This window comes from Embleya hyalina (assembly GCF_003967355.1).
Classification (GTDB): Bacteria; Actinomycetota; Actinomycetes; order Streptomycetales; family Streptomycetaceae; genus Embleya; species Embleya hyalina.
Window position 1 is genome coordinate 98,040 of sequence record NZ_BIFH01000042.1, and the last position, 24,522, is coordinate 122,561.

A 24,522-nucleotide genomic window follows, 5' to 3' on the forward strand; every position below is an offset into this window, starting at 1 on the left:
GTGTCGTGATGGCCGCGGTGGCGGAGGCTTCGCGCTGGTGAGCACCGGCCCGAGGGGGTGATCCGCGATCCGGGAACGAGCCTCTTGTCACTGGTATGCGCGTTGTATACATTGTGTTCATGAGCAGCGTACGAAAGCCCGCCGGCGGTGGATCCGCCCAGGACGTCACCTATCGATGGCTCAAGAAGCACATCTCGGCCCTGCCTCGGGACAGCGGAACCTTCCTGATCGAGTCCGAGGTCGCGCAGGAGGCGGGCACGTCGCGCACCCCGGTGCGCGAGGCGTTGCTGCGCCTGGAGACCGAGGGATTCGTGCAGATCATCCCGAAGAAAGGTGCCTTCGTACCGCCCGTCTCGGACGCGGAGGTGCGCACCGTGATGGAGGCCCGCGAACTCATCGAGGACTGGAGCATGCGGCGCGTGGTCCCGGCCGGCGATGGGTTCCTGGACGAGCTCGACGCGCTCCTGGTCGAGCAGGAGGGCCTGATCGACGACGCGGTGGGATTCATCGACTGCGACCGCGCCTTCCACGGCGCGATCGTGCGACAGGCCGGCAACCCGGTCCTCGCCGACTTCTACGAGGCGCTGCGCGAGCGTCAGGTCCGGATGGGCTTGCGTGCCGTCGTCGGCGACGAGGGCCGGTTCCGCAAGGTCTTGGCCGAGCACGCGGCGATCGTGTCCGCTCTGCGCACCGGCGATCCGGAGCGGGCGGCCCAGGCGCTGGGCGCCCACCTGGGCAGCACGCTGGCCGCGCTGCACCTGCCCGAGGTCGCCCGCCGGGGATTCGACGACATCCCGGGGGCGTGATGAGGATCGCCCTGGTCCAGGTCGCCAGTCCGCCCACCGAAACGCCCCGGGCCCGCCGCGAAAGGGTGGGCGCGATGGTCGAACAGGCCCGCGGGGCCGACCTGGTCGTGCTCCCCGAGCTATGGGCGGCCGGCTACTTCGGCTTCGAGTCCTATGCCGAACGCGCCGAGCCGCTGAACGGTCCCACCGTCACCGCGGCCCGTGCCTGGGCCCGGACGCTGGGCGCGCACGTGCACCTGGGCAGCTTCGTCGAGCGCGACGACGACGGCCGACTGTTCAACACCGCCGTCCTGATCACCCCGGACGGGCTGATCGCACACACCTACCGCAAGATCCACGTCTTCGGCCACGCCTCCCGTGAGGCCGAACTGCTCACCCCCGGCGACCGGATCGAGGTGGCCGACACCGTCTTCGGGCGCCTGGGCGCCACCACCTGCTACGACCTGCGCTTCCCCGAACTGTGGCGCGACCTGGTCGATCGCGGGGCCCGCATCGCCGTCGTACCCGCCGCCTGGCCCGCCGCCCGCCGCGAGCACTGGCAACTGTTCACCTCCTGCCGAGCCGTCGAACAACAACTGCTCGTGATCGCCTGCAACGCGGTCGGCGTCCAGGAGGGCGGTGTCGAACTCGGTGGACACAGCCGTGTCGTCGACGCCTGGGGTGGCGTCCTGGTCGAGGCCGGCACCGAGGAGGGTGTCACCTTCTGCGACACCGACCCCGCCGACGTGGACCGCGTGCGCACCCGGTTCCCGGTCCTCGCCGACCGTCGCCCCATCCCGTCCTTCCCGCCCCGGGAGAGCGCGCCGGACCCACGCTAAGGAACCACTTGTGAGCACCTCCGCATCACCGCTGCGCATGCGCGTGGTCGACACCGACGAATACCTGGACGTGCGGCCGGCGCGCCTGGTGGTGGCGGGCTACACCGCGCGCGACGAGGCCGCCGCGCGACGCCACATCGAGGAACTCGCGGCCATCGGCATCCCGCCACCCGCGACCGTGCCCGCCTTCTACGATCTCGACCCGTCCCTGCTCACCACCGAACGAAGCGTCGCGGTGGACGGCGAAGCGACCTCCGGCGAGGTGGAACCCGTTGTCATCCGCCATGGGGACCGGCTGTTCCTGGCGGTCGGGTCGGACCATACCGACCGCGAACGCGAGCGCCTGGACATCACCTCCTCCAAAGCCGCCTGCCCCAAGCCGCTGGGCACCGACGTCATCGAACTGGACGCCGGCACCGACCCGCCGAACTGGGAACACCTGACCGCCGAATCCGCGATCGACGGTCACCCCTACCAGAGCGGACCACTGTCCGCGCTGCGCCACCCCCGTGAACTGCTCCACCGGATGACCTCGGCGATCGGCGACGTCGCCGGCGACCTGGTGTTGTTCTGCGGCACCCTGCCCCTGCTCACCGGCGACTTCGTGTACGGCTCCCGCTGGCTGCTGTCCATCGAACTGCCGGGTGGGCCCTCCCTGACCCATGACTACACCGTGCACCAGAGGAGTTCGTGATGCGCACCGGAGCCGAATACCTGGCCTCGCTCAAGGACGACCGTCGTGTCTACGTCGACGGCGAGGCCGCCGCGGACGTCGCCCACCACCCGGCGTTCGCTCCCATCGCGACGACCATCGCCGAACTCTTCGACATCGCCGCCGACCCCGAATCCGGCTTCACCCGCCCCGACCCGGAGACCGGCAAGCCGATCAATCTGCTGTTCACGGCCCCGCGCAGTCGGGACGAACTCACCGCCTACCGCACCGCCGCGACCCGCTGGGCCCGACACACCCATGGCTGGGTCGGGCGCAGCCCCGACCACGTCGGTGCGTTCGTCGCCGCGTTCGGAGCCCACCCGGAGGCGTTCGCGAGCGGCGAGCGCGACCTGGCCGCCAACATCGTTGCCTACCGGCGCCGGGTCGCCGCCGAGAACCTGTACGTGTCCTACGCGATCATCCCGCCGCAGGTTTCCCGGGCGACCACCGCACACGCCTGGGAAGGCGAGTTGGTCCAGGTCGGCGTCGCCGAGGAACGCGCCGACGGCATCGTGGTGCGCGGCGCGCAGATGTTGGCCACCGGCGGCGCGGTCGCCGACGAGATCCTGGTGTCGTGCATCAAACCGCTCGGCCCCGAGGACACCGACTTCGCGTTGAGCTTCGCGGTGCCCGTCGGCGCCCGGGGTCTGAAGCTGTACTGTCGACGCCCTTACGCACCGGCCGCCACCAGCGCCTACGACTACCCGCTGACCACGCGCTACGACGAGACCGACGCACTGCTGGTCTTCGAGGACGTGTTCATCCCGTGGGAGCAGGTGTTCGTGTACCGCGACGTCCCGGGACTGCGACGTCAGTTCTTCGACACCGGCGCCCACGTGCTCGGCAACTGGCAGGCCCAGATCCGACTGAGCGTCAAGCTCGAGTTCCTGGCCGGTTTGGCCCGCAAGGTGGCCGCGGTCAACGGAGTCGATCGTTTCCCGGGCGTGGTCGAGAAGCTCGGTGAACTCGCGAGCCTGGTCTCGCTCGCCGAGTCCGCGGTGCTCGCCGCCGAATACACCGCCGCGCCCGACGAGCAGGGCATGTGGCGCCCCGGTTCCCGGGCCGTCTACGGAGCGATGGGCATGCAGTCGGAACTGTACCCACGCGTGCTCGCGATCCTGCGCGACCTCGTCGGCGGGGGAGTGCTCCAAGTGCCCTCCGGGGTCGCCGACATGAGCAATCCCGAGACGCGCGCCGACATCGATCGCTACGTCCGGAGCCCCGGTGCCACGGCCGAGGAGCGGGTGAAACTCTTCAAGCTGGTCTGGGACGCCGTCGGCAGCGAGTTCGCCGGGCGCCACCACCAGTACGAACTCTTCTATGCCGGCGCGCCGTTCGTGGTGAAGGGCTACGCCTACCGCAACTACGACTTCGACGCGCCACTCGCCGCCGTCGACGCCTTCCTGGCGAGCTACGACGTCGAGACCACCGTGCGAACCACAGGAGCGTGACCGCCGTGAGCAAGCCCGAGCACGAGTTCTTCCCCGTCTCCGACATCGGGTTCACCCCGTGTCCGGGAGACGACCCGGCGATCACCGAACGCGTCCTGGCCAAGGACCCCGCCACCGGGGTCGCGACCCGAATCCTGCGCTACGCACCGGGAGCCGACTCCACCCCGATGGGCGTGCAGCGCCACGACTTCTGGGAAGAGGTGTACATCCTGGAGGGCTCGTTCACCGACATCACCCTGGGCCGCACGTTCACCGCCGGCATGTACGCCTGCCGCCCGCCGGGCATGCCGCACGGGCCCTGGCGAACCGACGAGGGCGTGGTCACCTTCGAAGTGCGCTATCGCGCCTGAGCATCGGAGACAACGACATGGCTTCCACCCTCGCGTCCGTGAACCCGCAGACGATGCGCCTGACCATGGGCCGTTTCGCCACCGGGGTGGCGGTGGTCACGACCTACGCTCCCGACGGCACCCCACACGGGATGACGGTCAATTCGCTGACCTCGGTGTCGCTGGACCCGCCTCTGCTGCTGGTCTGCCTCACCATCGGTGCGCGCAGCACCGACGCGATCACCGCTTCGGGCCGATTCGCCGTCAGTATCCTGTCGTCGCGCCAGGAGCCGATCGCGATGCGCTTCGCCCGGCGCGCCGAGGACCACTTCGCCGGCCTCGAACCCGCGTACGGACGGCACCGCGTACCGGTGATCCCGGATGCCCTCGCCCACCTGGAGTGCGACGTGGAGCGCCACTTCGTCGCCGGGGACCACATCGTGGTCGTCGGCCGCGTCCTGGACACCTGCGAGCGCGCCGGCGAACCGCTGGCCTTCCTCGGCGGACGCTTCGGCGACGTCGTCGACCGCGGACACGCCCGCGCGCCCTGGTATTTCTGAACCCGACTCGGCTCCACGTTTTCCGAGCCCGACTCGGCTCGACGCTTTCGGGGCCTGCTCGGCCGAACGCCCGAACGGCGCGGCCTCCGAACCGGCTTATCTCTCGGCCGGAAGCACGGGCGGGTAGCGCCCGGCCCCACCTCCCGACCCCCCCGACCGGCCGATCACCCGGCAACGCCGCTGGTCGCCCGGCCGATTCCGGCCTGCCGCCGCACCCCGGACACGGCAGCCGAGCCCGCCCGGACGCCGCCGCGATCCGGTGGTCGCCCGCGCGGGTCGCGGTCCCCGAACCGCAACCGAACCACAACCGACAAGGCGCCGCCCCGCGGCGCCCTCGCGAAGGCGAACAGACATGCCCCTGACAGTGGAAGACAAGCTGGCGATCCAAGAGCTCGCCGCCCGACAGTTCCGATACCTCGACGCGCACGACGTCGACGCCTGGGCACAGTGTTGGATCCCCGACGGAACGTTTATCGCGAACTACGGGACCTTCCAGGGCCACACGTCCATCAAGGAGTTCCTCCGCGGCCACATTGCCGCGGGCAAGGAGGACGGCGCGCGACACCTGGGTGCCAATCACGTCATCGAAGGCGACGCCGAGCGGGCCGAGATGTACAGCGTCGTGGTCAAACTCCAGGTCGTGCAATCGCCGTTCATCATCGCGACGGGCATCTACCGCGACACCCTGGTCCGCACACCCGACGGTTGGCGATTCGAGTCCCGCCGGCTCGACATCGACCCGGGTGTCTTCGCCGCCGGCCCTCGCGCCTGAGCAGAACGGAGTACGTCGTTGAACACGCTCGCCTCGGAACGATGGGGTGATCACGGCCCCCGGCTGCTGCTGATTCACGGCAGCCTGAACTCCGCCGCCGCCGCATTCGTGGAACAGCAACCGTTCGCGGACGAATGGACCGTGATCGCGCCCTATCGACGCGGTTACCGTCCGAGCCCGCACACCGATCGCATCGACCCCGATCGCGATGCCGAGGAGATCGCCGAACTGATCGGTTCCGGTGCCCACCTCGTGGGCACCTCCATGGGCGGTGTCGTCGCCATGCGGGCGGCGGCGCTGGTCCCGGATCGTGTGTGGTCCCTCACCGTCATCGAACCACCCGCGCTGCCCAACGGGATCGGCCATCCCGCGGTCGACGATCTGCGCGAGACGCTGATGCGGCACTGGCGGCGGAACGTCTCGGCCGACGACGAGACGTTCCTGGCGGGATTCCTGGAGGCGCTCGACGTCCGGCTCTCGCTGCCGAGCCCGCTTCCCCCGGAGTTCGCGGAGGCGGTGCGCAACCTGAAGACGGAACAGCCGTGGGACACGGGAGTCCCGTCGCAGGTACTCGCCGGGACCACCTTCCCCAAGCTCGTCGTATCCGGAGGCGGGACCCCCGCGTTCGAAGCGGTATGCGACGTGCTGGCGACACAGATGAACGCCGAGCGCAGGATCTTCCCCGGAAGCCCACACGCCGTACAGCGGATCGGCCAACCGTTCAACGACATGCTGAGAGCTTTCCTCACCGCCGCCGAAACCCGACGAAGAATTCCCGAATAGCCGAACACGTCGAGCCCGGGATGATCGCCCGGCACGGGACACCGACCCTGTCCCGACGCGAGACGCCCGAAACGGCCGGGGCGACGACCATCGTCGCCCCGGCCCCTCGCCATGCGACGCCGATACACACGACGGGCCGCCCCATCCCCTTCGGCACGGCACCACGACGCTTCCGCGGCGTCCATGCGCCGCGCTTCGTACACGTGCCCGGTGACCGTGGAGCGACTGCTCGCCACCGGGTCCGGACCAGGCGGCACGGATGGCCATCGGTTCACACGACTTCCCGGCGGTCCAGACCCCGGTATTCCGTCGATGCTCGACCGTGACGCCGCGCGATGAGCGCCCCACACACCTCTCGCCGCCGGCGCGCTGTACGCGACCTCTCTGTACGCCGTCCACGACCCCGTGAGCCGGATCTGCACCATGATCAGCGCCGGGCACCTGCCACCGGCCGTCGTGGATGTCGGGGCCCATCGCCGCAGGCGAGGCCCGTGCCCACGTCCGGCGGTAGCCGGCCGAATGGCACCTCGACGAACTCGTCATGACCACCGAACTCGTCGTCAGCGAACTGGTCGGCAACGTCGTCAGGCACACGCGGGGGCCGGTCCGGCTGCGACTGCCGAAGAGCCGAATCGGCCGACCGGCGGCGTCGACATGACGATCGACCACCGGCTCCCGTGCCCCTCGTGCCGCTCGGGGGCCACCCGATCTCGTCGGCGCGCCGGCTGCGGCGTGCGGGGTGTGATTTCGGGCCGGCGACGGGAGTGACGGCACGGTGAGGGGTGCGTGTCCGGGTGGGTCTCGAACCGGAAACGTTGGGCGACGGACACGGATCGGCGGGTCGTGCGGTGGCGGTCGTGAACCGGTACGTCATGCTCTGTCCGGCGGTGGAATGCGCGGTTCGGCCGTACCGGACACGGGCGCGGACCGACACGTTTCGACCGGAACGCGTCCTGTCGAGGGGCGGGTCGGGGGAGGACGCTTGGTGCCGGCGGGCGCCCCGCCCGCCCCGCCGCGTTCTCGCCTCGCCTCGCCCGTTCCTCGGTCGGACGTCGACCGCGGCCTGGTTCGGAGCGGGCGGTGCGCGCGGCGGCGAGCGACGGCGCGCCCGGGTCCTCGTCGGGGCGCGTGCGTGTCGTCACGACCCGAAGGAGGCATCCGCGCATGTCGGTGAGACGTTGGTTCGCACATCTCGCGGCGGTACTGCTCGTCGTGACAGGCACCACGGTCACCACCACCGCCGTGGCGGCGGCGGGGCCCGCGCACGCGATGGCGGCCCCCACCCTGGTGTACCTGGAGAACAACGTGGTGCACGTAGTGGCGTCGCCCGGCGTCCAGAACAACATCCGGACCAACGTGGAAACGGACGATTTCTTCGTTGTGGAGGAACTTGCCGCCGTGGTGGCAGTGGGCGAAAACTGCACGAAACGGAGCGACCACAAGGCCACGTGCCACCTGCCGGACGACTGGACGGACCTCGTGCTCGACGCGGGCGACCAGAACGACCAACTGGAGATCCAATATCGGACCTGGTCCGTGGACAACTGCCGGATCAACGGTGGCGCCGGTGACGACGTGGTGCGGGTATCCGGCTGCACCGTCTTCGGCGATGCCGGAAACGACACGATCCGCCTGTCGGAGAGTGCGCACGCGCGGGGCGGGTTGGGCAACGACCGGATCAACGTCGTCAGCACCAACACCGCCGCCTCGCGCGATATCTCGGGCGGCCCCGGCAAGGACCTGGTCAGCTTCGAGGCCGCCACCGGTCCGGTGACAGTCACCCTGAACGACGTGAGCGACGACGGGCAAGAAGGGTTCGAGCACATCAACGTCCACCTCGACGTCGAGGATGTGGACGGCGGCGCCTACGACGACAGCTTCGCCGGTTCCGCCGCCGACAACACCTTCAACGGCGCGGGCGGCAAGGACTTCCTGTTCGGCGACGCGGGCGCCGACACTCTGAACGGTGGGGCGGGCAACGACACTCTCATGGGCGGCCTCGGCATCGACAAGTTGGACGGCGGTCCGGGCCTCGACCAATGCGGCCGCGGCGGTGCCGGCTCCGACGGCGGAACCCTCGCCGGCTGCGAGATCATCCTCCTTCCCTGACTCCACACACGTGTGCCCGGCGGCGAGTACGGTCCGCCGCCGGGCCCGGCCCGGGCGCTCCGACCGTCGACGTCGACGACGCCCATTCCGACAGGGCCCGCGCCTGGATCCGGTCAAAGGGGGCCGCGTACACCCGTTCCCGACCCGGGCGCCTCGCCCCGCTGTGCCGGCCTTGCCGTTGCACGTCCGGGAGCCGGTGCGGCGAGTTCAGGCGGTGCTGAACGAACTCCCTTGTATTTCAACGTACTTCCTTGCGGATTAGGTCACATGGATCATGCCCGATCCCGTTCAATCTGATTGCCGGGTCGTTCGATCCGGCGACCGATACCCGTCGGTCGTTTCCCCCGGAAGGAAGGTCCATGAACCACAAGCTTCGTGGGGCGTCGGGAGTCCTGGCCATCGGCCTGGCCCTCGGCGCTCTCTCCGCCGTCGCTCCGGCCGTCGCCGCGCCCACGACGGCGCCCACCACGTCGGCCGGGACGTCGGCCGGCACGAGCCCGGCCGCGCCGGACGACTTCCAGTGGCGGTACAAGCGGGCGTTCTCGTCCACCTACGCCTGCGAGCAGTACGCCGTAGGCCTGTTGAACAACCCCCACTACAAGGCGTACGCCTGCCGCCCGCGTTGGGACGAGCCCGGCGTCGAACTCTGGATCCTGTCGGACGTCCCGCTCCCGTTCGCGGTTTCGCCCCGTTAGGAATCCGCAGTGACGTTCCCGCTGTCGTTTCGAGTGCCGGCGCGTCCCGCACCTGGACGTGAACAACGCGGCGGGCGGCAAATTCCGCCCCGCACCTCGAGTGATCGCGCAACCGCGTGATCGCGTGACCGATTCGTCGAACCACCGGAATTCGAGCGGTTCATCGAGACGATCCGCCACACACCGTCAGCCTCTCGGGCGACCGTCCGCATGTCGGTCCTCGCACGTAGGTGTTCCGCCACCGACGCCGTCGCGCCCTTCTCGACGGCCCGGCAGTAGGACACCGCGCGCCGTTCCGTGCATTCGACCGACGCAGGTCCGCGACCCGGGCGGCTGTGGGTAAGGATCTCCCGTACGGCACGTCGGCGCGCCGGTTCGTCCGGCGGCCGGCGTGTCGAACGAACCCCGACGCCCGACGCCGAGCGGCCCGCACCCGGGGGCCGGCCGGGCCGGCCCGGCCCACGTTCGGCCGAGGCGATGTCACCGTCGCCGACCGCGATGTCGACGTGAATCCCGGCATGCTTGATCGCGCGGGTCGTCGTGTCGGTGAATCTTGTCGAAGCCTCCCCGCCGGTGACTTGCCCGGAGCCGCCGATGCGGTGGGCGATCACTGCCGCGTTCCAGCCGGTCCTGCCGCCCGACTTGTCGGTGGCCTCGGTGACGGCCGCGCCGTCGGGCCCGCCGGCGGATCAGGAGAGGTGGGTGAACTCCACCACGAGTGGGCCGGCGGCCTCGGTGAGGCCCGCTTCGGTCGCGCACTGCGGCTTCGGCAGCGGTGACAGGGTCCGGGTGGTGACGGTCGTGTCGTCGACGAAGCGTCCGGACCGGACCTTGCCCCTGAAGACCGCCAACCGTCCCCCGCCGACCGGGGTTTCGATGCCGCCGGACTCCTCGAGACTGCTGGTGCCGCCGTCGTCCCAGGTGATGGTCGTCGTGCGGGTGCGGGTGCCCCCGTCGCAGCTCATCAGCCCCGACATGGTGGAGGTGACGCGGCCCGAGGCGGGCAGCGTGCCACCGAACGGCAGGCAGGACGTCAACTCGCCACTGCCCTCGCCGGCGACCTGACGCAGCGTCGAGTTCAACCCCGGAGTGAAGGTCTCGGTCTGGAACCCGGTACAGGTCTGCACCACGGGCACCGGCAGTGCGCTCGCGGCGGATTCGGCCGGACTCGCGGCGCCGGCGACGACGAACGCCGGCACGGCCGCGAGAACGACGAGCCCCAGGCCGAGAAGTCGCGTGTGGTTCATGGGTCAACCTCGCAGATGGATGTGGCCGTGGTGGCGGAGGGGCCGGGCCCCACGGTTGCCGTCCTCGGGTGTGGACACGTGGATCGTCGGTTCGCGGCGGACACCGCGGTCGTGCAACGACGCGGGACCGGAGCGGGGTTACGGCTGGTCACCCGAAAGGATGAAACGGGTGCGCGGGTCACCGGCCGCAGGACGAGAAGACGGCACGCGCCGCGTCGCCGGGCGACGTGCGTGGCTTGGCTGTTGCGGGGTCGGGCGTGGTACCACCGTGCCGCGCTCGGTCGGTGTTCATCCTCGGGAGGATCTTGCTCAGGCGGAGCTTGCCGGATCGCTCGTGCATCGCATCGTGCTCCAGAGCGTGTCGCACCTGGGAGAGGGACCGGATCGTCGCGACGGTGGTCGCGGCGTTGCTGTCGGGGATCAGCGAGAACCCCGCCTCGCAGGCGTGGTCGCGCTCCCGCCGAGGGCCGGCGTGGATCCGCTCGCGCATTCGGAACAGCACGATCCGCACGTCGGGCCGCCGCGTTCGTGGTTCCGTGGGCAGCGGCCTGCCGGGTAGCAGGCCGTCGTGGAGGGCGCCGCTGCCCGAGCCGCCCACGGCGTCCGGCGTGACGGCCAGGCCCGCGCCGCCGGTGGCCGCGCGCAACTCCCGGCGCAGATCCGCGCCGGTGGGGCCGCACACGATGGCGGACGGATCCGGATCGGCCGAGGGGCGGCCGCGCGGCCGGGACCTGCGGCACGGTGTGCCCGGTCTCCCGTACCCCCACGTGTTGTTGCACCGGACGGATTCTCCGCACTGCGGCCGTCGCCGTGCTCCGGACTCGGGCCGTTCCCACGTGTCTCGCTCGACTCCACGGCTGTCCGGCCGCAGTGCGCTGCCGGGCTCGGGGTAGGGCCCGACGATCCACGGATGGTAAAGTTTTCGCCAAGGGAATCGATCGCGCCCTCCGGGCGGAGGGGAGCGCGTGTGCCGCAGCGAGCGAATCGCCTGTCGGTTCCGGTCGTTGCGTTGCTCTTCGTGTTGTCCCTCGTGGCCGCCTTCGCTGCCGGGTTCGGCCGAGGCGAGGGAGCCGGCGGATCGTTGCCGGTGGCCGCGGCCAACGTGCACGCGACGCCGGTGTCCGGTGGACCGCACGGACTCGAACGCCCCCAGGACTGTCGGCCGGCCTCGTCGACCTCCGCACCGGTGGCGACCGCCGGTGAACTCGATCGCCCCGAGCCGCACACGCATGTCGACGCCGCCGCACGTGTCGCCGCCGACGAGCGGTTTTCGCGCGTGCGGTGTGCACCGCCGGTCACCCGGTGGGGGATCGACCCACCCGCGGGTCATGGGCCGCGTCCGCCGCCCGCACGGGGGCCACCGGAGTGCGCCGGGACCTGACGTTCGGCCCCTGCCGACGTCAGCCGTCCCCGACGACGCCCGGACCCGACCACCGCCCCCGGAAGGACGGTGATCTTCGTGCATCTCGCGGAGGCCCTGATCGCGCTCGGCGGCGCATTCCTCGCCGCCGGAATCCTCGCCCGTGCAGGCGCCCGCATCGGGCTGCCGACCATCCCGCTGTTCATGCTGGCCGGCATCCTGTTCGGCCCCAACACCCCCGGTATCGCCCTCGTCGACAACCCCGCCGACCTCAAACTGCTCGGCGCAATCGGCCTGGTTTTCCTGCTGTTCTATCTGGGCCTCGAATTCCACACCGACGACCTGGTCGCCGGTGGGCGCCGCTTGGTCGGCGTCGGTGCCCTCTATCTCGTGCTCAACGTGGGAGGCGGCTTCCTGTTCGGGCTCGCGCTCGGCTGGGGTTGGCGCGAGGCGCTCGTGCTCGCGGGCGTAATCGGCATCTCCTCGTCGGCGATCGTCACGAAGGTGCTGGTCGACCTGGGTCGACTGGGCAATCCCGAGACCCGGTTGATCCTGGGCGTGATCGTGATCGAGGATGTCTTCCTCGCGCTCTATCTCGCCATCCTGACCCCTGTGCTCAGCGAGGCCGAAGGCATGGGCGCGGCGGCGCTCGACGTCGGCAAGGCGTTCGGATTTCTGATCCTGCTCGCCTCGGTCGCGCGCTGGGGCACGCGACTGGTCGGCCGGTTGATCGCCACCAAGGACGACGAACTGCTCGTGGTGATCTTCACCGGTCTGGCGATCCTGACCGCCGGAGTGGCCGAGGAACTCGGTGTATCGGACGCGATGGGCGCGTTCATGATCGGTCTGATCCTGGGGGCCACCAAGACCGCGCCGCGGATCCGGGAGTTGGTGCATCCGCTGCGGGACGCGTTCGCGGCGATCTTCTTCTTCTCCTTCGGCCTGTCGATCGACCCCGGCGACCTGGCGAAGGTGGCCGTGCCGGTGGCGCTCGCGGTGCTGCTCACCTTCGTGCTCAACGGCGTCGCCGGCGTGGCCGCCGCGCGGATTAGCGATCTGGATCGATCGCAGGCGTCGAACGTCGTGTTCACGATCCTGTCCCGGGGCGAGTTCGCGCTGGTCCTGGCGGCGCTCGCGGCGAGCGCCGGCGGTCTGGACGCGCGACTCGCGCCGTTCATCGCCGGGTACGTGCTGGTCATGGCGGTGCTCGGGCCGCTGGCGGCGACCCGGGCCCGGCGATTCGAACGGGCGTTGCCCGCGCGGCTGTTCCGGGAGCGGTACGAGGGCGTCAGGGAGGAGGAAGACGCGGGCGTTCCGACGCCGACGGGGTCGCGGGGGCACCCCGGCTGACGAGCGGAGGGTGCGCGGCGCCGACGCGCGGGAGCGGCTGACGGACGTGACACCCATCCAGCCCACCCGGAGACGACGGCGCCGCGACCGAACCCGCACGATCGCGGCGACGCCGGGGCTCGTGTCGATTCGACCCCGAGGCGCCGCCTCCGCCGGACCCGAACCGCTGCGGCGGCTACACGGCGGGTTACACCCCATCCTCGACAACCCGGACGGGACGAGGACGCTGCTCACCTCGGTCGATCGAGACCTCTTCGACGACTAGGCGGTCGCCGTCCTCCAGCCGGAGCAGCTCTCCCACTTGGCGCCGACGCCCTTTTGCAGGCAGACCCGGAACCGGATCAGGCGGCCTTCCACGAAGTCGTACGAGTAGGGCAGCCACCCGTATCCGGCGCCGCTGTAGTACTTGTTCGTGAAATGCTGGTAAGGGTTCGACCCGTACTTGACCTGGACATCCAGCACGACGCCATAAGCGTCCTTCTGGTTCAGGTCGAAAAGAATGAAGTCGTCTCCGTTGCTGACGAATTGCGCCTTCGCATCCCCGGTCGGATTCGTGACGGAGTACACGGTATTGCCCGCCGCCTCGGCGGATGTACCGAACGCCACGCTGGTGGCCAGTGCCGCGACGGCCGCGCCGACAGTGGTTGCGACGCGCTTCGTAATCCTGTGCAAGGTGTCTCCCCGCCTATTGTGATCTTCAGGGAGATTCTTTGCCGTGCGATTACCGGAAGCTATCCGCTTTGCGCAAGTGATGCCACGCCACGCCCGTCCATTCGGGCGGGATTGCCGAATGCGATGCGCGATTTCGGCCACGAGTGGCGCCCGCGTCGCCGGCGCCCCGATCCGCCGCCCCCCCATCGGCGATGCCCGCGACGGCCGGCGCCGCGCGAACAGCCTTACGCACGACGGATATTGCCGATGGGTGAGATGGCCGATACTCCTCGGACAGGCCGCTCCGAGTCGAGCAAAGGACAAGTTCTTGCGCAGGATCACCGAGCGAGCAGCGACGATCACGGCTTCCGCCGTGGTCACGTTGAGCGCTTTCGCCGTTGTGGCCACTCCCGCCGGCGCGGCGGGCAACGCCACGATCACCTCGCGGACGCACGTCTACGGCGGGGGTGCCGTCACCGCCGACGCCACGTTCTACAGCAACGGGGACAAGTTGCGTATTCGCGACCTGCGCCCCAACGAACCGAGTGTTCCTGTTGTGCACTTGCAGTACTACTACAACGGACAGTGGCGCAACCAGAGCGCCGACCTCTGGGGCAACGCGTCGACCCAGTGGTACGACTTCGACTTCGCCGAAGGTCGCGCGGTCCGATTCAGCGTCGCCCGACAGACCCGCGAGGGCGGTGCCCGCGTAGGCGGCGAGGGCTGGGTGTACGCGACCGCCTGACCCACCGAACGGCCCGGCCTCCCCTCGGAGCCGGGCCGTTCCCGCACGTCGCCAGGGTGTGGACTCGAACTCGGCGGCCGTGCAGGGCTCCTCCTGCGGGCGATCGCGCGGGATGCCACTGTCGGCGGCGTGGTGTGACGATGGGGCGGCTCGCGGTGGGCGGGGGCTCGGTTCGCCGGGTCTACGGGTGGCCGAAGTAGCGGTCCCACCACGTGGGCCGGCGTTCGTCCCCGCGCGGCGTTGCCGGTCCGTCGTACGGGGTGTCGAGGAGTTCCTCCGACGCCACCACGTATCAGGTGTCGAGCAGGGCCCGTTTCACGGTCGCGAGGTCTCCGGCGTCCAGGGCGCCCTCCTCGCGCGCCTCGTCCGTGCCGAGGTACGCGCCGGGGTTGTCCGCCGCGACCATCGCGAGCGAGCCGAAGTTGCTGATCGAGACGACGATCCGCGTCCCGCACACCGTGGCCTCGCCCGGGACGACGACGCGCGCGTACTCGACCGTGTTGCGGTGATGACACTCCACTGGGCAGCGGGTCGCGAAATCCGCCTCCACCCGGGACACCAGTCGGTGGAGCATCGACGAGATCCCCCGCTCGTCGTACTCCTGCGGTGCACACAAGTGTTCGCCGTCGTCGAGCCGACGCAGGAGCGCGATCAAAGCCACATCGTCGTTCATCACGACCCCCATCCTGTCGCGCTCTTCGGGTGTTGCGCCGCCCCCGGGTCGGGCCCGCGCTCGGTGGTCGGCCATCCATCGGCGGTGTGCACGATCCTGCGGATCAATACGGTCAGACCATTTACAACCATATAAAAAACGGTCTACTCTTGAGTCAAGAAGATGAACCGTATCCAGGTTCGAATCTCTTGGTCTCCCATTGGCCTGATGTGAGAATCGCGGCTGCACAGGGCTCTGGGGATGTCGGCGGGATCGGATCCTGGGTACACCGCAAGCCGATCGAACGGCGCACCAAAAATCCGCAAACGGTCCTGGATCCTACGCAGTGTTTCTTCGGGGTCACGGTCTGGAGGTGCCTCCCATGAACACCCGTCTAGCCGCCCGCCCGGCGCCCGCTCCGCGCGACGGGTCCCCGCGTCCCGTCGTGATCCCGCTCGCGGCGGGCCCGGGTTCCGTGCCGTACGCGCGTCGGCGCGCCGTTGAGGTGGCGCGGAACTGGGGTATGGCCGACGACGACATCGACGCCGTTCGCATCGTGGTTTCCGAACTCGTCGGGAACGCGGTCCGGCACGCGTACGCGTCCAACGGGCACGGTCGGAATGAACGGTCCGGTGGCAGCTCATCGGTCATCGATCTCTCCATGTGGACCGTCGACGGGCTGTTGATCGTGCAGGTCGGCGACCACAGTCCGAAGCCGCCCGTCGTGGGCCTCGGAGCACAGGACGAGGAGCACGGGCGGGGGCTCTTCCTGGTCGCTTCGGAGTCCGAGCAGGTCGGCTACCAGCGCACCCCGGGAGGCGGCAAGGTCGTGTGGGCGGCGCGCGCGGTGTGTACGGCCGCGGTCGCGGCACGCTGCTCGTGACGAGTGCGTACAGGCGGCCTCCAAGGCGACCCAAGCGTCGTCCCATTGCGTCCGCCCACCACCTGGCTTCAGTCGACTGCCATCCGGTTTGGAGCGATGAACCAATTTGGTGCGCCGCTCCAAATGTGTCACTGTGGCGGCATGGCAACGAGAACCGGGCGGCCCCAGCGGCGCAACCAGGTGCTCTCCCGAGAGCGGATCATCGAGACCGCGATCGAGTTGCTCGACGCGGGCGGCGAGAGCGCGCTGACCACGCGAGCGCTGACGGAACGCCTGTCCACCGGGTCCGGAGCGATCTACTACCGGGCGGGCAGCCGTGACGAACTGCTGGACACGGCAACGGAAACGGTCGTCACTGCCGCCCTCGCAGCCAAGCCCGCCGGGGCCGCGGCCACGCCCGAGGACGAGATCCGCACCGTCGCGCTGGCCCTGTTCGACGCGATCGCCGAGCACCAGTGGCTCGCGACACGGCTGACTCTGCAGATCGTCCGGAAGCCATTCGGCCCGGTGACGGTGGGGATCTTCGAACGGATCGGCCGGCAGGTGGGCGCGCTGGGTGTGCCGCAGGCTTCCTGGTTCGACGCCGCCTCGACGCTTGTGCACTACATTCTCGGGGCCGTCAGCCAGAACGCCCGCATCGACGGTGACACCTCGACCGTCCAGCCCGACCGGGCCGAGTTCCTCGAAGCGACGGCGACGGCCTGGCAGGCGCTCGCTCCCGAGGACTACCCGTTCATGCACGCCATCGTCGGCCGGATCAGGGAGCACGACGATCGCGAGCAGTTCCTTACCGGCATCGCCATCGTCCTCGATGGCCTGACCCGGCTCGGTTGACCCGCCCGTCCGTCCGGGCCCCTGCGTGCGTTTTCGGATAGGCATCCCTCATGCGTGACGTGGTGATCGCCGGCGGTGGCCCGGTCGGCTTTGGTCGAAGCTCCCGGTCACGAGGGTGTCGCCGCGATGGCTGAAGGCGAGGGCCAGGACGTAGTCGGTGTGTCCGCGCAACGAGGTGATCCGGTGTCGGTCGGAGGTCTCCCACAGGATCACCGCGCCATCGCCCCCGGCCGCGGCGATCGTGCCGCCGTCGGGGGCGAACGCGATATCGGTGACCTTGTCGCCGTGTCCGGTCAGGGGTGCCGTCGATCGGTGCGTGGCAACGTCCCACAGTCGCACGGTGCGATCCGTGCCGGCGGTCGCGATCGTGTGTCCGTCGGGGCTGAAGGCGATGGTCGCGACCGCGCCGGTGTGCCCCTTCATCACGGCGAGCGGCACGTGGGTGTCGGCGTCCCAGAGTCGGAGCGTGCCGTCCTCCCCCGAGGTGGCGATCACGCGTCCGTCCGGACTGAACCTGGCGGTGTCGGCCGCGTCCTGGTGGCCGACCAGGTCGGCGACGCGTCGACGGCTCGCGACGTCCCACAGCACCACCGTCGCGTCCTCGCCGGCCGAGGCGATCACCCGCCCGTCGGGACTGAAGGCCATGCCGTTGAAACTCCGGTACGCCCCCCGAGGGTCGCGGTGAGCCGGCCCGTCGCGGGGTCCCACAGGCCGATGGCGCCGTCGGCGCGCGCCGCGGCGATCGTGGCGCCGTCCGGGCTGAACGTGATCGAGCGCACCCGGCTGTGTGCGGCCAGAGTCGCGATGGCACGGCGGGTGTCCGCCTCCCACAACCGGACCGCACATCCGCTTGGGTATGGCCGAGCCATAAACGGATATCGGGTGTCCGCTTCGTGGTACGGTCGCGCCATCGGGAAGGAGGCCCATGAGCGGTCCCACGGGAACCGGCGAACCGGCCGCGCCGGCCACGGCTCGGCGGCCGAGACGCGACGCCGAGGCCAACCGTCGGCGCATCGTCCGGGCCGGGCGTGAGGTCTTCGGCGCCCGCGGGCTGCAGGCCACGCTCAACGACGTCGCCCACCACGCCGGGCTCGGCGTCGGCACCGTCTACCGCAAGTTCTCCGACAAGCGGGCACTCGCAGAGGTCGTCTTCGGCGAAGAACTCGACGAGATCGCGGCGATGGCGCGAGACGCCCTGGATCGGGACGACGCCTTCGACGCCTTGGCCGAGTTCCTGGAGCGGGCGCTGGCGCGGGCCGCACACAACCGGGGATTGCGCGAACTCATGCGCCAAGGCGTGGCCGAGGGCACGGGCCTCGCCCGAGCGCGCCGGGAGATCCACTCGCACTGCGAACGCCTCGTGGAACAGGCCCGCGACCAGGGTGGGTTGCGGGAGGGGGTGACCGCGGCCGACATCGCGCGCATCGCCGTGATGATCGACGCGGTCATGGCACTGCCCGCCGAACAGCCGGCCGGGCAACCCACCGAACAGCCCTCCGAGTTGTGGCGACGCTACCTGGTGATCATCCTCGACGGACTCCGCGCTCACCGGCACCAACCACCACTACCCGAACCCACCGAAGCCCGCCGGCCACGACGGAACCACCCCGCGCGTTCCACCACCAAGCCGTCGACCGGGTGAACCCGCCCTCGGGCGCCCTGGCCGAACACGTCCTCGCCGCGCCTGCCTTTCGACGCCCGGTCGCACCCCGAGTCGGGGTCCGCGCTGCGGATCGTTTCGCGCGGGCATTCCCAGGCCGTACAGCAGGGCGCGTCCGCTGCGGGTGCTGTAGGCGCGCCGACCTCCTTCGAGTCTGCCCGTATGGTCCCGGCATCGAGGGGGTTGTCGCTCTCGCCGCCGGAGACCTCCACGCGCGCGGCTCGCACCAGTTGCTTTCCGGGATGTAGGAGCGGGTTCACGAGGGCTTGCAGCGCTGCGTGTTCGGCCACGGACGACCTGTCCTTTCCCGGTCCGGACGATCCGTCGTCGCTCCCGTCATGGCCGCGGCTTTCGGTCGGGGATCAGTTCCCGGGTGAGGTGGTGGAGGCGTAGTGCGGAGTCTCGGTCGAAGGCCGGGGCGGTCAGGGGGAGTCGGCGGGTTGTTCGGTAGGCGGTGAAGGGTGGGGCCGGGGGGTCGTCGAGGAGGCGGGTCATCGGCTCGACCGCCTTTTCCGGCGCGGTGGCGAAGACGGCGAAGCACGCCTTGACGAGGGTGCGCAGCGGTTGTGGAAGGTGGTCGGGCATGCCGGTCGCCACGACGTTGGGGTTGTAGGCGATGTAGCGGATCGGGGTGCCTGCGTGTACCTCGGGGAAGGCCGCGCCGAGCAGGTCGTTGGCGCGGAACGACTGCAGGGTGGCCTTGGTACCGCTGTAGCGGCGCGTCAGTTGCGGGTCCTCCCAGTGGATGCGACCCAGCGGAACGCCCGGGGTGCCGACGTTCATGATCACCGCACGTGGGGCGGATTCGAGCGCCCTGCGCAGGCCGTGGCCGAGCACGTACCGGCTCAGGTACGCGAGCGCGAAGCTGTGTTCGAACCCCTCGGGGGTGACGGTGTGTGGGCCGAAGAGCCGGTAGCGCTGGGCGCAGAGCACGAGTTTGTCGACCGAGGGACAGGTGTCCTCGATCGTGGTGACGAGTTCGCGGGCCGCCGCGACCGAGGTGAGGTCCGCCCGCAGGAAGGTGGCTCGGCCGCCGACGGCCTCGGTCTCGGCTTCCGCGAGCAGGGCCTCGCCCTTGGCGGCGGTGCTGCCCACCACGAGCACGTGCGCTCCCAGGCGCAGGTAGTGCAGGGCAAGTGCTCTGCCCAGTCCGTCGGTTCCTCCGGTGACGACCACGGTCTGCACTCTCGGTGCTCCTTTCGCCGGGTTGCGCGATGACGGCGCCGCCCGATGTCGCGGGACCACTGTGCGAAGTAAACGGATATCGGGTATCCGCTTGAGTATGAGCGCGACCGTACCACAAGCGGATATGACATGTCCGCTTCGTCGTACGGTCGCGTCGCCGGGAAGAAGTTCCCATGGGTGGTCACGGCGAATGGTGGTCCCGGTGGTGTGCCCGGGTGCGCCCGGTGGGGCGACGGGCTGGTGCGCGATCGGCTCGACGGCGGGGCGGGCGACGGGAGTCGGGCGAGGCGTGCGACGTCGGCGTCGGGACCTACGGCCGCGCGGGCTTCACATGCCTACGACGACGAATACTCCTCGCGGATGGACCATCTTCACGGAAATCGCCGAGGACGCAGCTTTCATCGATCGGAATCGGCCCGGACGGCGGCCGTGGTCTCGCGGAGTTCTCGGGCCGCGGCGAGTGCGGGTGCGGCGGCCTCGTGGTCGGTCGGCGAGAGGGGGAGGCGTGCGAGTTCGTCCAGTTGTTCGCGGGCGCGGTCGAAGTCGTCGAGGCGGACGTGGAGTTCGGCGAGGTACGCGTGTGCCTCGGCTCGCCCGGCGGGCGTCGCGGCGGGGTCCTGGCGGGATATGGCGCCGGCGAGGATCTTGGCGGCCTGCGCGACGTCGCCGCGCGAGTCGGCGAATACGATCGCGTTCGCGAGTGCTGCCGCGAGTCTGCCCTCGGTGGCCGCCGGCTCATCGGTCGTGTCGGTGTGGTCGGGTGCGTCGGTTTTCGGTGCGTCCGGGCTGCGGACCACGCGGATCCAGTTCCCCGCGGGGTCGACGAGGCTGAACCCGCTCAGGCCGCCGTAGTTCTTGCGCGGGCGGGGTCGGGTGATGCGCGGGAATCCGGTGAGGGGGAGTCTGCCGTACCGCGTGCGCAGGCCGGCGGCGAACACCTCGAACAGGAGTCCGGTGTCCGGTGTGACCAGGAGGCAGGAGCCGTACGAGTCCTCCGGGCGAAGGCCGGGAATTCCGTTGTAGTGCAGTTCGATGTCGCCGCGACGCAGCGCGAGATAGGGGTTGGGGCGTATCTGCCGATACGTCACCTCGAAGCCGAGGGGAAGAAGGAAGTCGCGGATTTCGTCGATGGAGGGACAAGGGAGGATGGGCACCATCCGTGCGTCGACCATGGCGGCGATTCAACCATCGGTGACGACGAGCATGCACGCCCGAGCCGACGCGGACCGCCGCCCGTCCTCCGGCATCGCCCGCTACGGCAGGATCGGCCTGCCGTGTCCGGACGAGTTGGGCCACCCGAACCCGGAGCGCGAGGAACGCGGGGCCACCGCGGTCGCCACGGACTCCGCGTTCAGCCCGGTTCGTCAACCGCGGGTGAGAGGCCGCAGCGTGCACAGGCTACGACTCGAACAGTCAAGGACGTCTCGGGCGACCCGCATGTCGGGGCCGGACGGGCGTACCGCCCCGCCGCCACGGCCCGCCCCCGCAGGCGCGCACGGGGTCGGCGGCGGGTCAGTGTTTCCGGCAGGTCGGATCGTCCACGAGCACAGCGTTCGCGGGGATGATCACCACGTCCTCGTCGATCGACACCGAGCCCTTGGTGGTGGTGTAGCCACGCTTGCCGGGCCCGACGCATTTGGTGGCGAGGTTGCCGAACCCGTCGGGGAAGTTGAACACTTCCGCGGGACTGTCCTCGCCCCGGTCGCCCAACACCGGGGCGTCCGCCTTGCCGCGCTCGTCGTAATACTCCTGCGAACACCCGGCGACGGCGCCGAGGGCCAGGAACACCGACACGATCGGCGCCCATCGCGTCGTGCGCGATTGTCGCGGCGCGTTCGTCCGCCGCCTCGCACTCACCCCGCGCACGCCGCGTCCGGGACGACCTGCACGTTTGAGGGGCCGCTCGCGTTCGTGGTCACGTAGGCGCGGAATCCGTGACCGACACACTTGGTGGCGAGGTTCCCGAAGCCGTCGGGGAAGTTGAACACCTGGGCCGGAGTGTCGTCGCCACGCTGGTTCGCGACCGGCGAGTCGCCCTTGCCGCGCTCGTCGTCGTCCCCGGCGCACCCCGCCAACAGCAGCACGCCCGCCAGCGCGCACGGTACGACACCCCATCCGAGTCCCGCCACGACTCTCCCTCCCTCGCCCCACACGTCCGAGGGATCAACATCCCAGCCGGGACAGCCGCGACGCGATGGGGACTTCCCCACGCACCACCCGCGACCGTCGTCGCGGTGACCGGCGGGCGGTATCGCATGGGGCGTGTCGCCCGTCGTGGATACAGTCGCCGACGTTCGCGCCGACGACGGCACGAGGATCGCACGACCGCAGGAATCGAGGGCTACTCATGTTCGACGCCGAATCGGGGGTCGAGGTCGGGCCCGAGTCGCCCACCGCGCTGCTCGTGGCCGCCGGGCGGGTGGACGACCACCGCGTCAACCTCGACCGTGAGGCCGCGCTGTTCGGCGGGCTGTCCGCCTCGGGTGTCCCGCCGCTCCGCCTGGTGGACGCGGTCTTCGCGTCCCACTGGGTGCCCGGACTCGAGGTCCTCGTGCGCAACGAGCAGGCCCTCGGGGGCATCCCCGATCTGCGGGACCGCCTCGTCGCCACCGGCGATCCGCGGATCGCGCTCGCGGTGCTCCAGGGAAGGGCGTGGACCAAGCACGACCGCAGGCGGGTGCTGGCCGGGGCCGACCTGCGCCCGGAATGGCGGGAGTTGTGGACCGCGGTGCGCCGATGGCTCATCGACGGGCGCGTCCGGGCCGCCCTCGCCGCGGCCGTGGTGTGCCCCTTTCCCGACGTTCTCACGCACGCCGTGTCGGAGCCCGGGGCCGGACTGACCCGCGCCGAACTGCTCCGCGCGTTGTCGTCCCTTCGCACGCACGGCGGGGACGACGCGGTACGCCGGGTGCTGGATTCCGTCCAGGTGGACCGGCACCCGGACGTCCGCGAACTTGTCGAGGCGTCGCTCGCGGGCGCGGACGACGATCCGCTGCGGGCCGCGGTGAGCGAGGCCGAGGGAACGGTCGGTCTCGTCGACGAACTACGCGACGCGGACACGTACTCCGACGCACGGGACAGCCTGATCTGGCGCGCCGACCTCGACGGGACCGCGCTCCTCGCGGCGCACGAAGGGACGCCGTTCGGACCGCACGCGGCCGTCGTGCTCGTGGAACGGCCGGATTGCCCGGCCGAGTTGCTTCTTGCCCTGTGTCGGACCCACCCTCGTCCGGAAGAACTCCTGAAGTCCTGCGCCACCCCACCGCCCGCCACGGCGCTCCTGGAGCTGCCGCCGCGATGCGTCACGGCGAAGGTGCTGGAGGTATTGGTCGAGCGTTGCGTGGCCGGCGGCTTGACCGGCGAGGATCTGCTCGCCCACGCCCGCCCGGCCAAGACCGTGCTCGCCCTGGCCCATGCGGTCGACTCGTCCGCCCCCGCGCCCCTGTGGGAGGGCTTCCACGCCGGGCTCGCCCGACTCGTGCGAAGCGGGCTCGGCGCCGACGTGGCGGCGTGGCGTGCCGTCGCCGAACTCCTGAACCGGTTCCGGGGCACCGTGCCCGATCTGGTGGAGAAGGCGGCCCGGCACGCGACCGGGAACGACGACGCCCCCGGGCCGTGGCCCGGCGCGGCGGACGTCCCCGGCCACACCGACACCCGGCGTCTCGACGTTCGCCGTCGGGCCTTCGTCGCACTCGTCGACGCCGCCGACGATCGCACGATGGACGTGCTGGCACCGCTCGTGGACGGCCGGACCGCGTACGACACCACCGTGCACGGTCGATGGCGCCCGGCCCGGCTCGCCGACCTGATCGCGCGCGGCCCCGGTCGCGAACTCGCCCTCACCGCACGGCACTCCCGCCTGCCCGCCGACGCGGTGGCTCCGTTGGCCGCCCTGGACGACCCGGAGGTGAACGCCGGACTCGTCTACCAGATCCACGCCAACGGCCGCCTGCTTCTGGACATCGTCCAAGGCGTCCCGCAACGCCCTTGCCCCGACGGCACCCGAATTCCGCTCTCCCCGACGCTGCGGGCCGAACTCCTCCCCGCGGACGGCACGTTCCCGAAGCGGCAGTGGCTGGCCCCGTTCGTCGGCTCCGGAGACCCGGAACTCCTCGCGGCGGCACTCGCCGTCGTACAGATCCGCACCCGGCATCTGCAACTGAAGATGGCGTTGGGCCAGTGGGAACGCGCGGGCCGCGACACGATCGGGTTGCCGAACTGGTTCTCCGACCCGACCAAGGCCCTGATCTCCGCGCTTCGCACCCACCCCGATCCGAGGACCGCGCTGGAATCCCTGCGCGCGCACGTCCGGGACGCCGAGTCCGCGGACAGCCTCGCCAAACGCCTGCGCACCACCACGGCGCGCTCCCTGCCCCAGCTCCTGAACGAGGGCTACCGCTGGGACTGGTCCGTCCTCGAGGTCGCCCACGCGCGAGGTCGTCTCGGGAACGACATCCTGCCCCGACTCGCCGAACTCCCGGGCTGCCCCGACACGTTGTGCCGACCGGGACGAGACGCGATCCCCAACCGGGACGGGAAACCGATGTCTCCCGCGACCCTGCGCAGCCTCACCCGCCGTACGCTGCGACCACACGACGACTGGGTGAGCGACGCGCTCGCCCAGGGCCGGTTCACCGTTCGGGAACTGCTGCAACACGGCCGACCCGTCGCCGCGTTGCCGGTCGCGCGAATATGGCCGGACCAGGACGCTCGTACCCTCCTCGAATCCCTCGTCCACGACCACCTCGACGGCAACACGGAGGCCTGGGTCATCGCCCTGCGCCTCCTGGACGACTTCACCGGCACCCTCCCGGAACTGCTCACCACGGCGGAGCACGCGGCATCGTGAGGCGACGTCACCGCGAGACCGCCGCGCGGCCGAGGCCATGCCCGCGTCGAGCAACGCACGTCGGTCCCCGG

Annotated in this window: 26 protein-coding genes; 16 read left to right on the forward strand and 10 right to left on the reverse strand. The window is 70.4% G+C overall.

Annotated features, from left to right (window positions below; translation table 11 throughout):
- The first annotated feature begins 119 nt into the window (after positions 1 to 119).
- From EMA17_RS41975 to EMA17_RS42025, 10 genes are all read left to right on the forward strand, one after another.
- Positions 120 to 806 carry a GntR family transcriptional regulator gene (locus tag EMA17_RS41975; RefSeq protein WP_126642502.1) on the forward strand — a complete coding sequence of 229 codons (687 nt, stop codon included), beginning with the start codon at positions 120 to 122 and terminating at the stop codon, positions 804 to 806.
- Positions 806 to 1,624, forward strand: coding sequence for a nitrilase-related carbon-nitrogen hydrolase (locus tag EMA17_RS41980; protein WP_126642546.1), 819 nt, complete (start codon positions 806 to 808; stop codon positions 1,622 to 1,624). The genes EMA17_RS41975 and EMA17_RS41980 overlap by 1 nt, the downstream gene beginning before the upstream one ends.
- Before the next feature lie 10 nt (positions 1,625 to 1,634).
- On the forward strand, positions 1,635 to 2,318 hold the full coding sequence (locus EMA17_RS41985) for a DUF2848 family protein (protein ID WP_246127244.1): 684 nt from the start codon (positions 1,635 to 1,637) through the stop codon (positions 2,316 to 2,318).
- Complete coding sequence (locus EMA17_RS41990; RefSeq protein WP_126642503.1) at positions 2,318 to 3,787, forward strand: 4-hydroxyphenylacetate 3-hydroxylase family protein; 1,470 nt, start codon at positions 2,318 to 2,320, stop codon at positions 3,785 to 3,787. Before EMA17_RS41985 ends, EMA17_RS41990 begins: the two co-directional genes overlap by 1 nt.
- A 5-nt stretch (positions 3,788 to 3,792) precedes the next feature.
- Positions 3,793 to 4,137, forward strand: a complete 345-nt coding sequence (locus EMA17_RS41995) for a cupin domain-containing protein (protein ID WP_126642504.1) — start codon at positions 3,793 to 3,795, stop codon at positions 4,135 to 4,137.
- Between the two features lie 17 nt (positions 4,138 to 4,154).
- A complete protein-coding gene (locus EMA17_RS42000; RefSeq protein ID WP_126642505.1) occupies positions 4,155 to 4,676 on the forward strand; it encodes a flavin reductase family protein in 522 nt (173 codons plus the stop codon).
- A 352-nt stretch (positions 4,677 to 5,028) separates the two neighbouring features.
- Entirely contained in the window at positions 5,029 to 5,448 is a 420-nt protein-coding gene (locus EMA17_RS42005; protein WP_126642506.1) for a nuclear transport factor 2 family protein, read from the forward strand.
- A gap of 18 nt (positions 5,449 to 5,466) precedes the next feature.
- Positions 5,467 to 6,231, forward strand: coding sequence for an alpha/beta fold hydrolase (locus tag EMA17_RS42010; protein ID WP_126642507.1), 765 nt, complete (start codon positions 5,467 to 5,469; stop codon positions 6,229 to 6,231).
- Positions 6,232 to 7,311: 1,080 nt separating this feature from the next.
- Positions 7,312 to 8,340: a calcium-binding protein gene (locus EMA17_RS55640; RefSeq protein WP_126642508.1), complete on the forward strand. Its 1,029-nt coding sequence runs from the start codon at positions 7,312 to 7,314 to the stop codon at positions 8,338 to 8,340.
- A 359-nt stretch (positions 8,341 to 8,699) separates the two neighbouring features.
- On the forward strand, positions 8,700 to 9,035 hold the full coding sequence (locus EMA17_RS42025) for a hypothetical protein (RefSeq protein WP_126642509.1): 336 nt from the start codon (positions 8,700 to 8,702) through the stop codon (positions 9,033 to 9,035).
- Between the two features lie 689 nt (positions 9,036 to 9,724).
- On the opposite strand, the gene EMA17_RS42030 is transcribed toward EMA17_RS42025, so the two are convergent.
- Positions 9,725 to 10,282: a hypothetical protein gene (locus EMA17_RS42030; protein WP_126642510.1), complete on the reverse strand. Its 558-nt coding sequence runs from the start codon at positions 10,280 to 10,282 to the stop codon at positions 9,725 to 9,727.
- Positions 10,283 to 10,460: 178 nt separating this feature from the next.
- On the reverse strand, positions 10,461 to 10,964 hold the full coding sequence (locus EMA17_RS42035; protein WP_126642511.1) for an MDR/zinc-dependent alcohol dehydrogenase-like family protein: 504 nt from the start codon (positions 10,962 to 10,964) through the stop codon (positions 10,461 to 10,463).
- A 777-nt stretch (positions 10,965 to 11,741) separates the two neighbouring features.
- Between EMA17_RS42035 and EMA17_RS42040 the strand changes: the two genes are divergently transcribed.
- A complete protein-coding gene (locus EMA17_RS42040) occupies positions 11,742 to 12,992 on the forward strand; it encodes a cation:proton antiporter (RefSeq protein ID WP_126642512.1) in 1,251 nt (416 codons plus the stop codon).
- A gap of 261 nt (positions 12,993 to 13,253) precedes the next feature.
- Here EMA17_RS42040 and EMA17_RS42045 read toward each other — a convergent pair whose 3' ends face one another.
- The gene (locus tag EMA17_RS42045; protein ID WP_126642513.1) at positions 13,254 to 13,664 is read right to left on the reverse strand and encodes a hypothetical protein; all 411 of its coding nucleotides are present in this window, start codon (positions 13,662 to 13,664) and stop codon (positions 13,254 to 13,256) included.
- Positions 13,665 to 13,971: 307 nt separating this feature from the next.
- On the opposite strand from EMA17_RS42045, the gene EMA17_RS42050 reads away from it, so the two are divergent.
- Positions 13,972 to 14,388, forward strand: coding sequence for a hypothetical protein (locus EMA17_RS42050; protein WP_126642514.1), 417 nt, complete (start codon positions 13,972 to 13,974; stop codon positions 14,386 to 14,388).
- A 292-nt stretch (positions 14,389 to 14,680) separates the two neighbouring features.
- Here the strand turns inward: EMA17_RS42050 and EMA17_RS42055 are convergent, their stop codons facing one another.
- On the reverse strand, positions 14,681 to 15,061 hold the full coding sequence (locus EMA17_RS42055; RefSeq protein ID WP_246127245.1) for a hypothetical protein: 381 nt from the start codon (positions 15,059 to 15,061) through the stop codon (positions 14,681 to 14,683).
- A gap of 361 nt (positions 15,062 to 15,422) precedes the next feature.
- Between EMA17_RS42055 and EMA17_RS42060 the strand changes: the two genes are divergently transcribed.
- Together EMA17_RS42060 and EMA17_RS42065 are read left to right on the forward strand one after the other, a co-directional pair.
- Positions 15,423 to 15,923, forward strand: a complete 501-nt coding sequence (locus EMA17_RS42060) for an ATP-binding protein (RefSeq protein ID WP_126642515.1) — start codon at positions 15,423 to 15,425, stop codon at positions 15,921 to 15,923.
- A gap of 141 nt (positions 15,924 to 16,064) precedes the next feature.
- Positions 16,065 to 16,757, forward strand: coding sequence for a TetR/AcrR family transcriptional regulator (locus EMA17_RS42065; RefSeq protein WP_126642548.1), 693 nt, complete (start codon positions 16,065 to 16,067; stop codon positions 16,755 to 16,757).
- 48 nt (positions 16,758 to 16,805) lie between these two features.
- Here EMA17_RS42065 and EMA17_RS52240 read toward each other — a convergent pair whose 3' ends face one another.
- Both EMA17_RS52240 and EMA17_RS56200 read right to left on the reverse strand, forming a co-directional pair.
- Complete coding sequence (locus EMA17_RS52240; RefSeq protein ID WP_160161757.1) at positions 16,806 to 17,402, reverse strand: WD40 repeat domain-containing protein; 597 nt, start codon at positions 17,400 to 17,402, stop codon at positions 16,806 to 16,808.
- Positions 17,375 to 17,668: a WD40 repeat domain-containing protein gene (locus tag EMA17_RS56200; protein WP_371863127.1), complete on the reverse strand. Its 294-nt coding sequence runs from the start codon at positions 17,666 to 17,668 to the stop codon at positions 17,375 to 17,377. Before EMA17_RS56200 ends, EMA17_RS52240 begins: the two co-directional genes overlap by 28 nt.
- A 14-nt stretch (positions 17,669 to 17,682) precedes the next feature.
- Between EMA17_RS56200 and EMA17_RS42075 the strand changes: the two genes are divergently transcribed.
- Positions 17,683 to 18,399 carry a TetR/AcrR family transcriptional regulator gene (locus EMA17_RS42075; RefSeq protein ID WP_126642517.1) on the forward strand — a complete coding sequence of 239 codons (717 nt, stop codon included), beginning with the start codon at positions 17,683 to 17,685 and terminating at the stop codon, positions 18,397 to 18,399.
- Positions 18,400 to 18,753: 354 nt separating this feature from the next.
- On the opposite strand, the gene EMA17_RS42080 is transcribed toward EMA17_RS42075, so the two are convergent.
- From EMA17_RS42080 to EMA17_RS42095, 4 genes are all read right to left on the reverse strand, one after another.
- Complete coding sequence (locus tag EMA17_RS42080) at positions 18,754 to 19,602, reverse strand: SDR family NAD(P)-dependent oxidoreductase (protein WP_160161758.1); 849 nt, start codon at positions 19,600 to 19,602, stop codon at positions 18,754 to 18,756.
- A 398-nt stretch (positions 19,603 to 20,000) separates the two neighbouring features.
- On the reverse strand, positions 20,001 to 20,774 hold the full coding sequence (locus tag EMA17_RS42085) for a DUF8817 family protein (protein ID WP_218043238.1): 774 nt from the start codon (positions 20,772 to 20,774) through the stop codon (positions 20,001 to 20,003).
- A 340-nt stretch (positions 20,775 to 21,114) separates the two neighbouring features.
- Complete coding sequence (locus EMA17_RS42090) at positions 21,115 to 21,396, reverse strand: hypothetical protein (RefSeq protein WP_218043239.1); 282 nt, start codon at positions 21,394 to 21,396, stop codon at positions 21,115 to 21,117.
- Between the two features lie 59 nt (positions 21,397 to 21,455).
- Positions 21,456 to 21,731: a hypothetical protein gene (locus tag EMA17_RS42095; protein ID WP_218043240.1), complete on the reverse strand. Its 276-nt coding sequence runs from the start codon at positions 21,729 to 21,731 to the stop codon at positions 21,456 to 21,458.
- A 218-nt stretch (positions 21,732 to 21,949) separates the two neighbouring features.
- Here EMA17_RS42095 and EMA17_RS42100 point away from each other — a divergent pair, with 218 nt between their 5' ends.
- The gene (locus tag EMA17_RS42100; RefSeq protein ID WP_126642519.1) at positions 21,950 to 24,451 is read left to right on the forward strand and encodes a hypothetical protein; all 2,502 of its coding nucleotides are present in this window, start codon (positions 21,950 to 21,952) and stop codon (positions 24,449 to 24,451) included.
- The last annotated feature ends 71 nt before the right edge of the window (positions 24,452 to 24,522 follow it).